General features: G+C 37.8%; 16 protein-coding genes. 6 read left to right on the top strand and 10 right to left on the bottom strand.

Features of this window, described 5'->3' with window-relative positions:
• Window positions 1–18: 18 nt before the first annotated feature.
• Window positions 19–1,191, bottom strand: coding sequence for a MalY/PatB family protein (locus ACNHOZ_RS19810; protein WP_165635032.1), 1,173 nt, complete (start codon window positions 1,189–1,191; stop codon window positions 19–21).
• A 169-nt stretch (window positions 1,192–1,360) separates the two neighbouring features.
• On the bottom strand, window positions 1,361–2,209 hold the full coding sequence (locus ACNHOZ_RS19805) for an alpha/beta fold hydrolase (protein ID WP_048021850.1): 849 nt from the start codon (window positions 2,207–2,209) through the stop codon (window positions 1,361–1,363).
• 158 nt (window positions 2,210–2,367) lie between these two features.
• Between ACNHOZ_RS19805 and ACNHOZ_RS19800 the strand changes: the two genes are divergently transcribed.
• From ACNHOZ_RS19800 to yugI, 3 genes are all read left to right on the top strand, one after another.
• Entirely contained in the window at window positions 2,368–2,868 is a 501-nt protein-coding gene (locus tag ACNHOZ_RS19800; protein WP_013059601.1) for an Lrp/AsnC family transcriptional regulator, read from the top strand.
• Entirely contained in the window at window positions 2,868–4,028 is a 1,161-nt protein-coding gene (locus ACNHOZ_RS19795; protein ID WP_048021853.1) for an aminotransferase, read from the top strand. The genes ACNHOZ_RS19800 and ACNHOZ_RS19795 overlap by 1 nt, the downstream gene beginning before the upstream one ends.
• Window positions 4,029–4,235: 207 nt before the next feature.
• On the top strand, window positions 4,236–4,637 hold the full coding sequence (gene yugI, locus ACNHOZ_RS19790; protein WP_013059599.1) for a S1 domain-containing post-transcriptional regulator GSP13: 402 nt from the start codon (window positions 4,236–4,238) through the stop codon (window positions 4,635–4,637).
• A 35-nt stretch (window positions 4,638–4,672) separates the two neighbouring features.
• On the opposite strand, the gene ACNHOZ_RS19785 is transcribed toward yugI, so the two are convergent.
• Entirely contained in the window at window positions 4,673–4,903 is a 231-nt protein-coding gene (locus ACNHOZ_RS19785; RefSeq protein WP_013059598.1) for a DUF378 domain-containing protein, read from the bottom strand.
• A gap of 220 nt (window positions 4,904–5,123) precedes the next feature.
• On the opposite strand from ACNHOZ_RS19785, the gene ACNHOZ_RS19780 reads away from it, so the two are divergent.
• Window positions 5,124–6,287 carry an iron-containing alcohol dehydrogenase gene (locus tag ACNHOZ_RS19780; protein ID WP_013085305.1) on the top strand — a complete coding sequence of 388 codons (1,164 nt, stop codon included), beginning with the start codon at window positions 5,124–5,126 and terminating at the stop codon, window positions 6,285–6,287.
• Window positions 6,288–6,330: 43 nt separating this feature from the next.
• On the opposite strand, the gene mnhG is transcribed toward ACNHOZ_RS19780, so the two are convergent.
• Genes mnhG through ACNHOZ_RS19745 form a run of 7 tightly spaced genes read right to left on the bottom strand, consistent with a single transcriptional unit; the run spans window position 6,331 to window position 12,084 of the window.
• Window positions 6,331–6,693 (bottom strand): monovalent cation/H(+) antiporter subunit G, encoded by a 363-nt coding sequence (mnhG, locus tag ACNHOZ_RS19775; protein ID WP_048021855.1) that lies wholly within the window; start codon window positions 6,691–6,693, stop codon window positions 6,331–6,333.
• Window positions 6,677–6,961, bottom strand: coding sequence for a Na(+)/H(+) antiporter subunit F1 (locus ACNHOZ_RS19770; RefSeq protein ID WP_063248384.1), 285 nt, complete (start codon window positions 6,959–6,961; stop codon window positions 6,677–6,679). Before ACNHOZ_RS19770 ends, mnhG begins: the two co-directional genes overlap by 17 nt.
• Complete coding sequence (locus ACNHOZ_RS19765; protein WP_255905948.1) at window positions 6,962–7,438, bottom strand: Na+/H+ antiporter subunit E; 477 nt, start codon at window positions 7,436–7,438, stop codon at window positions 6,962–6,964.
• A 6-nt stretch (window positions 7,439–7,444) separates the two neighbouring features.
• Window positions 7,445–8,929, bottom strand: a complete 1,485-nt coding sequence (locus ACNHOZ_RS19760) for a Na+/H+ antiporter subunit D (protein WP_075421593.1) — start codon at window positions 8,927–8,929, stop codon at window positions 7,445–7,447.
• Window positions 8,919–9,260, bottom strand: a complete 342-nt coding sequence (locus ACNHOZ_RS19755; protein ID WP_013059592.1) for a Na(+)/H(+) antiporter subunit C — start codon at window positions 9,258–9,260, stop codon at window positions 8,919–8,921. The genes ACNHOZ_RS19760 and ACNHOZ_RS19755 overlap by 11 nt, the downstream gene beginning before the upstream one ends.
• Complete coding sequence (locus tag ACNHOZ_RS19750; RefSeq protein ID WP_013085301.1) at window positions 9,260–9,682, bottom strand: Na(+)/H(+) antiporter subunit B; 423 nt, start codon at window positions 9,680–9,682, stop codon at window positions 9,260–9,262. Before ACNHOZ_RS19750 ends, ACNHOZ_RS19755 begins: the two co-directional genes overlap by 1 nt.
• Window positions 9,679–12,084 carry a Na+/H+ antiporter subunit A gene (locus ACNHOZ_RS19745; RefSeq protein ID WP_255905944.1) on the bottom strand — a complete coding sequence of 802 codons (2,406 nt, stop codon included), beginning with the start codon at window positions 12,082–12,084 and terminating at the stop codon, window positions 9,679–9,681. The genes ACNHOZ_RS19750 and ACNHOZ_RS19745 overlap by 4 nt, the downstream gene beginning before the upstream one ends.
• Before the next feature lie 214 nt (window positions 12,085–12,298).
• Here ACNHOZ_RS19745 and ACNHOZ_RS19740 point away from each other — a divergent pair, with 214 nt between their 5' ends.
• Window positions 12,299–12,547 carry a hypothetical protein gene (locus tag ACNHOZ_RS19740; protein ID WP_231099262.1) on the top strand — a complete coding sequence of 83 codons (249 nt, stop codon included), beginning with the start codon at window positions 12,299–12,301 and terminating at the stop codon, window positions 12,545–12,547.
• Between the two features lie 245 nt (window positions 12,548–12,792).
• Window positions 12,793–14,142 (top strand): glucose-6-phosphate isomerase, encoded by a 1,350-nt coding sequence (locus ACNHOZ_RS19735; protein WP_028412606.1) that lies wholly within the window; start codon window positions 12,793–12,795, stop codon window positions 14,140–14,142.
• Window positions 14,143–14,172 lie beyond the last annotated feature (30 nt).

Here is a 14,172-nt window from a genome sequence, read left to right as displayed (position 1 = left end):
GAGAAAGAACGCTGTTTTTTACGTTAAAGCTATTTTTAAGCGATTTAATCCTTCTTGAAGTTGTTCATGTGAACAGCCAATGTTCAAGCGAATAAAACCTTTTCCATATGTGGAACTGTATTTTTCGCCTTTTTCTACGGCGATTTTGCCTTTTTCTAATAAACGTTCATGTAATTCTTCTTCTGATAAGTGCAGCTTGTTGCAGTCAATCCATAGTAGATAAGTTCCTTCCGGCTGAATGACTCGCAGTTCAGGTAAGTGTTCACTTATAAACCCTGTCACGAGATCTACATTTTTCTTCAGATACACAAGCAGTGCTTCTAGCCATTCGCCACCTTCGCTGTAAGCTGCTTCTAAACCAATGATTCCAAATGTATTTAGATTAGAGAAACCTTGTTTTTGCTGCTGCTGAACATACTGTGTGCGCAGCTTCTCATTTGGAATAATAATAGCTGAAGCTTGAAGTCCTGGTATATTGAATGTTTTGCTAGGGGCCATACACGTAATGGTTCGATTGGCTGCATCTTCACTCACCATGCTGATGGGAATGTGTTTATAAGGATGGTAAATTAGATCAGAATGAATTTCATCTGAAACAATTAATACATTGTATTTTTGACAAAGATCGGCAAGCTTCTTCAGTTCTTCTTTTGTCCACACGCGTCCTACTGGATTATGAGGACTGCAAAGAATCATTAATTTTACGCCTTCTGCAAATTTTTTCTCTAAATCTGCAAAATCAATTTCGTATTTATCGCCCGCAAGTTTTAACGGATTTTCAACAACTTCTCGATCATTTACCTCTATCATGTTGAAAAACGGAGTATAAACTGGAGGTTGAATTAAAATTGAATCTCCAGGTTCCGTAAATGCTTGAATAGCCATACTCAGGGCAAATACAACTCCTGGACTGTATGTAATCCATTCATGATCAATGGTCCACTGATGCTTGTTTTTTACCCAAGATGATAAAGCATTTGCCGTAGATTCTGTAGGGGAAGTGTAGCCGAAAATACCGTGTTTGACACGCTCATTAATGGTTTGAAGAACATTAGGCGGCGCTTGGAAATCCATATCAGCTACCCAAAAAGGCAGAACATCTTTTGCTCCAAAAACGAGATCCGTTTTGTCCCACTTTACGGACTGCGTACCTGTACGATTAATTAATTGATCAAAAGAATAAGTAGACAATAAAAGTACCCCCTTTTTTAATATAATAGTTTGCTTATTTTTAATACGTTTGTCAACGAAGTTAACTTGTGAAGTCAATAAAGAAAGTGGGAAAATTGGCTGAAGCACCACTAATAAATTTTTTATTAAAGTTAGCGCCTCGTGTGAAATATATGAACTCGCTCCGTCATTATTGAGACAGGGCTTTTTCACCGTACAAGAAATCGACCATATGAGACTGCACAATGTCGGGACACTCTTCTGGTAAAAGATGTCCAATTTCCTTTAACGAGATAAAGGTAGAGTCTGTCAAATCATCTTTTAATTTACGTCCGAGATGTAAAGGGACAACTCGGTCTTCTTCTCCCCAAATGAGTAAACTTGGTTTTTTTATGTGCTGCAAATCCTTTGAGGAGAGGTCTCCTTCTCGATCACGAATCATTCTTGTTAAAGCCATAAACGTACGGTCATCCAAAAAGGGTTCAGTATAGCCATCAATCATTTCTTCGTCGATTAACTGATGATCAAATACGACATTTTGCAAGTTACCTAATACACCTTTGCGAGACAGCCACGTTTTTACCCACAGATAAAAGAAGGGAACATAAGAAGACATGACCAACCCATAATGTGAAGGGCCTAAATAAGCTGAGCTGCACAGAAGAACGAGTTTTGATACACAAGAAGGCTTTAATTTTGCTACGTTTAAACAAACCTGTCCTCCCATTGAGTGTCCCGATAGTACAACATCTTTCAATTTTAAGTATTCAATCAACTCGATGACAATTTTGGCTAAGTTTTTATACGAGTATTGAAAGGTTAACGATTTTTCACTTCGCCCAAATGGCGGAAGGTCCAGCGTAATGATAGAAAACGTATCTTCAAATAAAGGAATTAAACGCCGAAAGCTAAAACTGGATGATAAAAAGCCGTGAATAAATACAATAGCTGGTTTATCAGGGTGATAGTTATGGCATTCGTAGTAAACATTGACGCCATTAAAAGTACGCTGATGGCAAGTAATTTTAGAGTCAGTCAATTTGTTTCACTCCATCTTTTTCTTTCTAGTCTGTCCTAATTTCCAGCAATCTATAAAATGAAACTCAATTACCGGTATAGATTTCACATTAAAGATGTGTTTAAATTTGATATAATGGAAAAAGTGAAAAAATTTAATCGGTGTAGGAGGGGAACGCGGTGTTCTTAGAAGAAAAAGAGTTAGAAATTTTAGAAATTCTAGAAAAAAATAGCCGTATTTCAATAGATAGTATTTCAAAAATGGTGGATTTAACGTTTGAAGAAACCTCTAATATTGTTAAAAAGCTAGAGAGAGAAAAAGTAATTGTGCAATATTCAGCTGATATTAACTGGAGACGAGTAGATGGACATGAGGGCGTCACAGCTATGATAGATGTAAAAGTTGCACCAAAGCGAGGAGTAGGCTTTGACGAGATTGCGGAGCGCATCTATCGTTTTCAAGAAGTAAAATCCGTGTACCTAATGTCAGGAGCATATGATTTGTCTGTTATTATTGAAGAAAAATCAATGTCTGAAGTAGCATTTTTCGTTTCTGAAAAGCTTTCTACGCTAGACTCTGTTTTATCTACAACGACTCACTTTATTATGAAAAAATACAAGCACGATGGTACCATCTACGACCAAGGCGATGAAGATCGCAGAATCGTGGTGTCTCCGTAATGAAAGAGCGCTTGTCAACAACTGTACAACAGCTGAAACCTTCAGGTATTCGCCGCTTTTTTGATTTAGCAGCAAGTATGGATAACGTCATCTCTCTTGGAGTAGGTGAACCTGATTTTGTCACATCTTGGGCTGTTCGAGAAGCGAGTATTTTATCGTTGGAAAGAGGATATACCTCTTATACAGCAAATGCGGGGCTTTTAGAGCTCCGCTTTGAAATTATGAAGTATATGAAAAGAAATTTTAACGTCTCGTATGATTATAAAGATGATATTATTGTGACCGTTGGAGGAAGTCAGGCTTTAGACATTACAATGCGAGCTTTGATTAACCCTGAAGATGAGATTATTGTCGTGGAGCCAAACTTTGTGTCTTACAGCCCGTTAATTTCGCTAGCAGGAGGAGTTCCTGTGGCAATTGAAACAACGGCGGAAACAGAGTTTAAACTACAGCCTAGACAGATTGAAGAAGTCATTACAAGTAACACGAAAGCCCTTCTTTTATGTTCTCCTAATAATCCAACAGGAAGTTCGCTATCTAAAGAAGAGTTGCAGGCTATTGCGGATATTGTAATCAAGCATGACTTGCTTGTTATCACGGATGAAATATATGCAGAATTAACATATGATGAAGAATTTACATCTATTGCTTCTTTAGAAGGAATGAAAGAACGAACTATTATTATTTCAGGCTTTTCTAAAGGGTTTGCTATGACTGGATGGCGTCTTGGGTACATATGTGCACCAACTGAGATTGCTAAAGCAATGCTGAAAATTCATCAGTATACAATGATGTGCGCGCCTACCATGGCCCAGTATGGAGCAATTGAAGCACTACAAAACGGGCAGCATGACGTAGAAGAGATGAGAAAAAGCTATCGCAGAAGACGGAACTATATGGTGAAGTCATTAAATCAAATTGGTCTGGAATGCCATTCTCCCGGAGGAGCGTTTTATGTATTCCCGTCTATCACGAAAACGGGATTGTCATCGGAAGAATTCGCTGAGCAGCTTTTGCTTGAAGAACGAGTAGCCGTCGTGCCAGGCAATGTATTTGGAAAAGGCGGAGAGGGACATATTCGCTGTTCATACGCCTCTTCAATGGAATCATTAGAAGAATCCATAAAACGGATTAGCCGTTTTGTTGAAAATAAGTTATAATAAAAATAAGATATTATGTCATATCGTATAGACGGTTTGATATAATATCTTTTTTGCTATGATGAAATGTAGTGTTAGTTTATATTTGTGACGAAATTGGTAAATAATAAATATAGTATAACTACTTTTTGATTCAATCTATGAACTGTGCTATAATTTTAAATTGGCTATAATGGTGAAAATAATAAGGTATCTAGGAGTGTTTATATGTCAAAATTTGAAATCGGTACTGTTACAAAAGGTAAAGTAACAGGAATTCAACCATACGGTGCATTCGTTGCATTAAATGAAGAAACTCAAGGATTAGTTCATATCTCAGAAGTAAAACATGGCTTCGTTAAAGATATTAACGAACATTTATCAGTAGGAGACGAAGTAAACGTTAAAGTTTTATCTGTTGATGAGTCAACTGGTAAAATTGGTTTATCTATTCGTGCAACTGAGCCAGCTCCAGAAAAAACTGAAGCTTCTGCACCTAAAAAACCTGCTAAAAAGCGTCAAGGTCAAGCAACAGTTCATACTGAATCTACTCAAGGATTCAACACATTAAAAGAAAAATTAGAAGAGTGGATTGAGCAATCAAACCGCGAAGATCTAATTAAGAAATAAGAAAAAAGAAGGATAGCTTAGCTATCCTTCTTTTTTTAATGTTCCGTTCTAGGTTCTGTACGCTCTACTTCAGCAGAAGGTTTAAATAATAGACCTAGGTTAATCAGTCCTGCGATTCCAACCAATCCATAAATAATGCGGGAGAAAGCAGATGTTTGACCGCCGAAGATTGCTGCTACTAAATCAAATTGAAAAAAGCCAATAAGTCCCCAGTTAATTGCTCCAATAATCGTTAATACGAGCGCAATACGTTGAATACCACTCATGATGAACCCTCCTTGTTTTGTAGTTCACTTATTAGCCTGCTTTTTTTAGAGGGAAATATGCATATTTGCTTTTGGAAGATACAGACAAATAAACGTTCATTTGGATGGGGTGAGCATCTAGCCAACAGGGAATAATCTTTAGGAAGTCAATTTTCTTTACAATCAAAAAGTTGTTCTTCATAATGATGCATGTAATCAAGCTCGTAAGGAGGAGTTTATAGTGAACAATTTTACATTTTATAATCCTACAAAATTAATTTTTGGTAAAGGTCAATTAGAGCAATTAAAAACAGAAGCAAGTCGCTTTGGTAAAAAGATATTATTAGTATACGGCGGAGGAAGTGTAAAACGCAGCGGTTTATACGATCAAGTAATGGATGTACTGAATGACATGAATGCAGAAGTACATGAGTTAGCGGGAGTAGAACCGAATCCTCGTCTGACAACTGTTCGCAAAGGAATCGATATTTGTAAAGAAAACGGTATTGAATTTTTACTTGCAGTAGGTGGAGGAAGCGTAATCGATTGTACAAAAGCAATCGCAGCTGGCGCAAAATATGATGGCGACGTATGGGACATCATTAACCGCGACGTATTCGCAGCTGAAGCTCTTCCATTTGGAACAGTGCTAACATTAGCAGCAACAGGTTCAGAAATGAATGCTGGTTCTGTTATTACAAATTGGGAAACACAAGAAAAATACGGCTGGGGCAGTCCGGCAACATTCCCTCAATTCTCTATTTTAGATCCGGTTAATACATTTACTGTACCAAAAAATCAAACAGTTTATGGCATGGTTGACATGATGAGCCACGTATTTGAACAATATTTCCATGCTGCAACAAATACGCCGCTTCAAGATCGCATGTGTGAAGGTGTGCTACAAACGGTTATTGAAACGGGACCAAAATTATTAAACGACTTAGAAAACTACGAGTTACGTGAAACGATTTTATATAATGGTACCATCGCATTAAACGGTATGTTACAAATGGGACACCAAGGCGATTGGGCTACTCATAATATTGAGCATGCGGTATCAGCTGTATATGATATTCCACATGCGGGTGGACTCGCAATTTTATTCCCGAACTGGATGAAACACGTAATGGATGAGAACGTAGATCGCTTCAAGCAAGTAGCTGTACGCGTATTTAACGTAGATACGGAAGGTAAGACAGATAAAGAAGTAGCACTTGAAGGTGTGGATAAGCTTCGTGAATTCTGGTCAAGCCTAGGTGCACCAACTCGCTTAGCTGATTATGATATTGGCGAAGACAAATTAGATCTTATGGCTGATCGTGCAATGGCCAAAGGTGAATTTGGTAAATTTAAAAAATTAAACAAAGAAGATGTACTAGCAATCCTACGCGCTTCTTTATAAGATTCTCGATAAAAAACGCCGTGCAAACCGCACGGCGTTTTTTTTATTCATGATGGGTAAGCTTTTTCTGCTGTTTGGTTTTCAAATCATCCCGAACGGTTTTATCAGAAAGAGGAACTCCGCTGTAATAAGCTGCTCTTCCTAGTAAATGCCCAGCAATAGGAGAGGTGATAAACACAAAGGCAATCGCTAAAATTAACCGTGCACTAATATGGCCAGTGTCAATCCAAAAGTAGAGTAAGCAGCCCACTAATATAAACAGAACGCCTAAGGTAGCACTTTTGGAGGCAGCATGACTTCTTGTGTACGTATCAGGCAAACGAATAAGCCCAATCATGGTCACAACTGTCAGAAGAGACCCTATGAGTACCAAAGCTCCTACAATGATTTCACTGATCACGTTCATATTCAATCACTTCTCCTTTCTCTAAAAACTTAGAAAAAGCAACGGTACCTACAAAGGCTATGATGCCTAGCAGTAAAATGACTTCGAAAAAAGCCTGAGTTCGAAAAATAATCGAGATGATGGCCGTGATAGCAATGATGTTAATTCCAATAGCATCAAGGGCCATTGCTCGGTCAGCAGTTGACGGACCTTTTACCACTCGGTAAACAAACCCAATAGTTGAAGCAGAAATGAGAACGAGCGAAACGTTTAGAAAAATATCGAGCATTTAACGACTCACCTCCATAATAGCTTTTTCGAATGTTTGCTGAATATCTGTAATAATGTCATCAATATCGTCGGTATTGATTGCATGAATATAGATAGTAGAATTATCATCTGATACATCCATTACCAGTGTGCCTGGCGTTAGCGTAATTAAAAGAGAAAGAATGGTAATTTCCCATTCACTCTCCAGACAGGTTGGCATTGCAAAGATGGCTGGCTGAATATTTAATTGAGGGCGCAATACGTCTTTCGTCACTGCAATATTGGCTTTGAATAATTCTCGTATGAAAATAAACAGCAGCTTAATGATCGCATATACTTTATGCAGGTAAAAACGTCTGTGAAAAAAACGGCGGAAAACAAACAGCAGTACCGCTCCCCAGAAAAATCCTATAATAAAGGAAGGTAGTGTCCAAATCCCTCTCAAAAACATCCATGTGAATGCAATGATTACGTTTAATAATAGTTGAAATGACATGCAGATCTACTCCTTTAACACCGATTGGATATAAATTGAAGGATCCATAAGCGTTTGAGCGGCTGTCGACACATAAGGAATAACAGCTTCTGCACCTAGTCCTAAAAAGACAGAAACAGCAAGTAAGATAGCGGATGGGTATAGAATACCTTTAAGGGATACTTTTTCATGCTCAGAAGAAAGCGTAGGTTCACCCCAGAAGCAGCTCATGAAAATCTTAATGGCAGAATATAAAACGAGCAGGCTTGAAACGAGTAAAACTCCTACAAACGTGTAGCTCTCTGATTCTAAACCGCCTTGAACTAAAAGGAATTTTCCAATAAAGCCGCTTAGGGGAGGAATTCCTGCCAACGAAATAGTAGCGATAAAAAACATCCAGCCAAGCAGCGGATAGTCTTTAATTAACCCACCCATTTTCTTTAATTTTGTTGTTCCAGTTATTCGAATGATGCTTCCAGCAAGAAGGAAGAGAGCTGCTTTAATAATCATGTCGTGAATTAAATAATAAATGGCTCCTTCAAAACCTGCTTTTGTTGTTAAAGTTACACCGTAGACAATGACTCCGACAGCAATAATAATATTATAAATTAAAATTTTATTCACATCCGAATAAGCAATGGCGCCTACTGCACCAACAACGATAGTCAAAAGCGCAACGTAGCCGATAATTTGATGAGTGAATTCAGGATGATGGTAAAACAGTAAAGTGAAAGTCCTGAAAATCGAATAAACGCCTACTTTTGTGAGCAATGCACCAAACAACCCGATGATAACGGGTGGAGGCGCACTGTACGAACCTGGAAGCCAAAAATACATTGGGAATAAAGCTGCTTTTAATGCAAATACAATAAATAAAAGCATGCCAATGGTTGTTAAAATTCCCGGCTGATTAGCCTCTGCAATTCGCTGCGAAAGGTCTGCCATGTTGAGAGTTCCTGTTACGGCGTACAAATAAGCAACAGCAATTACAAACAAAGCAGATGAAATGACATTGACTAAAATATACTTAAGAGACTCTCGAAGCTGTGCTTTTGTACCGCCAATTACAATGAGAGCGTACGAAGACATAAGCATGACTTCAAAAAAGACAAATAAGTTAAAGATATCACCTGTCAAGAAAGCGCCAAATACGCCTACTAATAAAAACTGTACAAACGAATAAAAGTAAAAGTGTTCACGTCTTTCGCCAATTGTATGAAAAGCAAAAAGAACGCAGCATAGTGTTACGATACTAGCAGTAAGTACGAGAAGGGAAGCGAACATGTCCGCTACTAGAATAATTCCAAAAGGAGGTTTCCAGTTCCCAAGCTCGTGAGTTAAAACACCTTTTGATTGAACCAACTGTACCAAATATGCAGCAAAAGCAGTGGTGGTGATTAATGATAAAACACTGATTATCCTTTGAAGTTTAATATTGTCTTTGAAAAAAATGAGCACAACACCTACAACAAACGGGATAAGCAGTGGGATGATTACAAAATTACTCGTCATGTTCATTTCCCCTTAACTTGTCCATATCGTCTGTTCCGAGTTCTTGATAAGCCCTGTAAGCTAGTACAAGGAAAAAAGAAGTGACGCCAAAGCTTATGACAATGGCAGTTAAAATGAGGGCTTGAGGTAAAGGATCTGTATAAGAAGAAGCCTTTTCTCCCAGAAGGGGAACACTCCCCCCTTTTAATCCGCCCATCGTTAAAATCAACAGGTGAACACCGTGGCTTAATAAGCCTGTTCCAATAATAATTCGCAGTAAACTGCGGGATAACATGAGATATACAGCGGCAGTGAATAGAATCCCTGCCACTATGGACATTAATATTTCCACTATTCACTCTCTCCAATCGTTTGAATAATGGTCATCGTAACACCAACAACTACTAGATATACGCCTAAATCAAACAGCACAACGGTAGCTAAAGATGTTTTCCCGAGAAGGGGAAGGTTAAAGTAGCTATATGTGTGAGTCAGAAATGGGACTTTGAAAATAAATGACCCAAGCCCCGTTAAAATAGCTAGCAGCAGTCCAGAGGCCGCCACCTTCTTATAGTCAAATGGGATGACTTTCGATACCGTTTTTATATCGAAAGCCAGCAGTAGTAATACAAGGGCTGCTGAGGTAGTAAGTCCCCCAACAAACCCTCCCCCGGGTGTATAATGACCTGCAAAGAAAAGATGAATGGCAAAAATGATAATAATGAACGTGACTACTTTCGTTGTGGTTTGTAGTATCAAATCATTTTTTTTCATTCTTCTTCCTCCTTTGTTAACCGAAGACGAATCATGCCATAGATAGCAAGAGCTGCTATACAAAGTACAGTAATTTCAAATAATGTATCAAATCCGCGGAAATCAACAAGAATCACGTTCACCATGTTTTCGCCGCCTGCTTTTTCATAACTGTTTTCAATAAAGTAATGTGAAATGGATTCAAATAGTTTTGTACTGTTTGCTGATATGCCAAGCAATGTAACGGTCGTTCCTACAAGAAGGGCAACCAGTAAATTTGGCAGTTGAAACTTCACCCTTACTTTTCGCTTCCGAAACTCCGGCAAGTAGTAGAAACATAGTAAAAACAGTGATACGGATACAGTCTCAATAACTAATTGAGTCAAAGCTAAGTCAGGAGCGCGGAATAATACGAAAAATAAAGAAAGTGTATAGCCGACAACTCCCAGCGAAATAATGGCTGTGAGGCGTGATTTTGCCAATAAAGTTGTAATAGTAGCCGCAACCATTACAACTGCTAGTATGGCTTCATAAACGCCGATAGAAGCAGTATCTTTTAGATCAATCGCAAAGGCATTCTGAGAAAAGAGCGTTACGAGAAGTAAAATGCCTATGAAAGTAAAAATGATTAAAAGATAGTCTCTAATAAATCCTGTCATTAATGTTTTCATGATGCGCGTTGAGCCTTTTTCCAGCCCTTTAATGCCATAATTATATCCGTTGTTAAGCGTTAAAGAAGAAGGAAATCGTGTATAAATTTTTGACCACTTTTGAAGTGTCATAAACAACAAAATACCAAATGTAATGACCCCTAGCGTCATAAATAATTCTGGCGTAAAGCCGTGCCAAAATTTAATATGCACTTGATATTCTTTACCTGCCTCTAGCAGGCTAGGTGCGATAGAGGCCATTGTTGGCTCAATAAGAGTTGATTCTAATAAATTAGGAGCAAAGCCAAAAATAACAACCAGTGATGCTAAAATAACCGGTGAAATCAGCATGCCTACTGGTGCTTCATGCGGCTTCTTCTCCAACTTTTCGGGCTGGTATTTGCCTGTAAAGGTTTTAAAGATAAGAATCATACTATAGACGAACGTAAAAATACTTCCCACCCAAGCGATGATAGGCAGCAAAATTCCCCACGTCTGCATGCTATACATATCCATTTTTGTCACGTTTACCATGCCTGTAAAAAACATCTCTTTACTTAAAAATCCGTTAAAGGGAGGGAGACCTGCCATTGAAAATCCCCCAATGATAGCAATGGTAAATGTGACAGGCATGAAGCTCATTAACCCGCCTAACTTTCTAATGTCACGCGTGCCTGTTTCATGATCGACAATGCCTACTACCATAAACAAGCTGCCTTTGAAGGTAGCGTGGTTAATCAAATGGAAAACTGCTGCAGTAAGAGCCACTAAGTAGATATTATCGTCTAAAAAATCATAGTGAATAGCTGCGCTACCTACTCCTATAAGTGACATAATCATCCCAAGCTGACTAATTGTTGAAAAAGCTAAAATGCCTTTCAAGTCTTGTTGCTTTACTGCTGAAAATGAGCCCCAAAACAGTGTAATTAGTCCTATGATTGAAATAACAAAAAACCAAGTGGCACTTATAGCAAAAACAGGGCTTAGTCTTGCTAAAAGATAAATTCCCGCTTTTACCATTGTAGCTGAATGAAGGTATGCACTCACTGGGGTTGGAGCTTCCATTGCATCTGGCAGCCAAATATGAAAAGGAAACTGAGCAGATTTTGTAAAGGCCCCTAATAAAATGAGGACTAGAGCTGGAATAAATAGATGACTTGATGTAACCACATCTACGTTTGAGATAATTTCGCGTATGCTGAAAGTACCTGTCATGACATATAAAAGTACAATTCCTGCTAATAGGGAAAGTCCTCCGAATACGGTAATGAGCATAGATTTTAAGGCTCCGTATTGAGATTTCTCTCGTTTGTACCAATAACCAATCAATAAAAAAGATGAAAGGCTTGTTAATTCCCAAAAGCTGTAAAGACTCATTAAGTTGTCTGATAATACAACTCCTAGCATAGACCCCATAAAAAGAAGCAAATAGACATAAAACGAATGCAGCGCTTCTTTTGTCTTAGAAAGATAATAAATGGAGTAAAAAATAACAAGTGTCCCAATTCCAGTGATTAACAGAGAAAATAGAAGACCGAGTCCATCCACATAAGCATCAAAGTTAATGCCCAGACTAGGTATCCATTTCATTGAATGTAGGTAGGTTTCCCCTTTAGAAACACCACTGATATATTGTGTGAAATAAATGAACAACACAAGTGGGAGAGGTAAAACGAACCACCCTGTATGAATACGCTGGAATTTCCTATACAGAAGCGGGACAAAAAAGGCTAATAAAAAAGGCGATAAAATCACCAAGTGCAACCACGACAAAAGACAAACCTCCTTGTGATATTCAATTCTGTAACCGATTATATAATAATTTAATTATGCATGCATCCATGCTAATTCTTAGTATCAGCGGATTTTTCAAACCTTATTAAATAAATAGAAACTCGTCACAAAATCCATAAAAAAAACATAAAAAAATTTTTTTAGACGTATAAAAATCAGGTGAAATTGTCACTCTAAGAGTGAGGTGATGGAAATGTATAGGAAACAAATAACCATCAGTTTTCTCATTTTTAGCGCATTATGTATGAGCGGATTTGTACTAAATAATCACTTAGAAATGAAAGAAGAAAACAGGATGCTACTCACTTCTAAAAACGAAGCTGAAAATTCTATATCAATAGACTCTTCCCTGTTAAAAGCTTCTTATAAACCGAGACAATATGTAAAGATAGGTGAAATGAACTATATTTCACCATCCGGTAAGCAAATGAAAAACGATTGAAGACCACTCTTTAGTCGTTTTTTATTTGCTTATTATTTGCGTAATCGTGCATGAATTACGTTTTTTAATCAAAGAACATTAGTTGACTTCATAACTGAATTTATCGTTAAATAAAAGGGTACATACAATGATTGCAGTTTCAACAAACTATAATGATTGTGTCAAATTGTAAGTGGATTCCCTTGAATTCAGCTAACAGTTTCGATAAAGTGGAAAATAAAGATATTTTAATGGAGGAACAGACTATGACACATGTTCGTTTTGACTATTCAAACGCGTTATCATTTTTTGGTGAACATGAACTTACATACTTACGTGATGCCGTGAAAGTAGCTCACCATTCAATTCATGAAAAAACAGGTGCTGGGAACGACTTTTTAGGATGGGTAGACCTTCCTACGGAGTATGACAAAGAAGAATTTGCACGCATTCAAAAAAGTGCAGAAAAAATTAAATCGGATTCAGATGTATTAATTGTTATTGGTATTGGAGGATCTTACTTAGGTGCTCGTGCTGCTATTGAAATGCTTCAGCATTCATTCTATAACACATTATCAAAAGAACAGCGTAAAACTCCGCAAGTTATTTTTGCTGGTAACAACATCAGCTCAACATACATGAAAGACCTAATGGATGTTTTACAAGATAAAGATTTCTCTATTAATGTTATTTCAAAATCTGGTACAACAACAGAACCGGCGATTGCTTTCCGTATCTTCCGTAAATTATTAGAAGAGAAATACGGCAAAGAAGAAGCACGCAAGCGTATTTATGCAACAACAGATAAAGCGCGCGGCGCATTAAAAACATTAGCGGACGAAGAAGGCTATGAAACATTTGTTATTCCAGATGATGTAGGCGGCCGTTATTCTGTATTAACAGCGGTTGGCTTATTACCAATCGCCGCTGCAGGTCTTGATATCGAACAAATGATGAAAGGGGCAGCTGATGCTCAAGAAGCATTTTCATCATCAGAGCTAGAAGAAAACGCAGCTTATCAATATGCTGTAGCTCGTAATGTTCTTTATAATAAAGGAAAAACAATTGAAATGCTGATTAACTATGAGCCAGCTCTTCAGTACTTTGCTGAGTGGTGGAAACAGTTATTTGGTGAAAGTGAAGGAAAAGACCAAAAAGGTATTTACCCTTCATCTGCTAACTTCTCAACGGATCTTCATTCTTTAGGTCAATATGTACAAGAAGGTCGCCGTGATATTTTTGAAACAATTGTACAAGTTCAAGATTCTCGTCATGAGCTAACAATTGAAGAAGATGCAGCGGACTTAGATGGACTAAATTACTTAGCTGGTGAAACAGTTGACTTTGTAAATAAAAAAGCGTTCCAAGGTACAATGCTTGCTCACACAGACGGAGGCGTTCCAAACTTAGTTGTGAACATTCCAGCGCTAGATGAGTATACATTTGGATATGTTGTATATTTCTTCGAAAAAGCATGCGCAATCAGCGGCTATTTATTAGGCGTAAACCCATTTGATCAGCCGGGAGTAGAAGCATACAAAGTAAATATGTTTGCTCTTCTTGGAAAACCTGGTTTTGAAGAGAAAAAAGCAGAATTAGAAAAGCGTTTGAAATAAATAAAAAGTTCACCTTCTTGTTAGAAGGTG

This window comes from Priestia sp. D51 (assembly GCF_053345675.1).
This window is presented reverse-complemented; position numbering and strand designations above follow the sequence as displayed.

What these genes read in the sequence shown, in the direction of transcription:
- ACNHOZ_RS19795 (WP_048021853.1), top strand. Translation starts at nt 2,868, where the DNA reads ATGAAAGAGCGCTTGTCAACAACTGTACAACAGCTGAAACCTTCAGGT.
- yugI (WP_013059599.1), top strand. Translation starts at nt 4,236, where the DNA reads ATGTCAAAATTTGAAATCGGTACTGTTACAAAAGGTAAAGTAACAGGA.
- ACNHOZ_RS19785 (WP_013059598.1), bottom strand. Translation starts at nt 4,903, where the DNA reads ATGAGTGGTATTCAACGTATTGCGCTCGTATTAACGATTATTGGAGCA.
- mnhG (WP_048021855.1), bottom strand. Translation starts at nt 6,693, where the DNA reads ATGAACGTGATCAGTGAAATCATTGTAGGAGCTTTGGTACTCATAGGG.
- ACNHOZ_RS19770 (WP_063248384.1), bottom strand. Translation starts at nt 6,961, where the DNA reads ATGCTCGATATTTTTCTAAACGTTTCGCTCGTTCTCATTTCTGCTTCA.
- ACNHOZ_RS19765 (WP_255905948.1), bottom strand. Translation starts at nt 7,438, where the DNA reads ATGTCATTTCAACTATTATTAAACGTAATCATTGCATTCACATGGATG.
- ACNHOZ_RS19760 (WP_075421593.1), bottom strand. Translation starts at nt 8,929, where the DNA reads ATGACGAGTAATTTTGTAATCATCCCACTGCTTATCCCGTTTGTTGTA.
- ACNHOZ_RS19750 (WP_013085301.1), bottom strand. Translation starts at nt 9,682, where the DNA reads ATGAAAAAAAATGATTTGATACTACAAACCACAACGAAAGTAGTCACG.
- ACNHOZ_RS19740 (WP_231099262.1), top strand. Translation starts at nt 12,299, where the DNA reads ATGTATAGGAAACAAATAACCATCAGTTTTCTCATTTTTAGCGCATTA.
- ACNHOZ_RS19735 (WP_028412606.1), top strand. Translation starts at nt 12,793, where the DNA reads ATGACACATGTTCGTTTTGACTATTCAAACGCGTTATCATTTTTTGGT.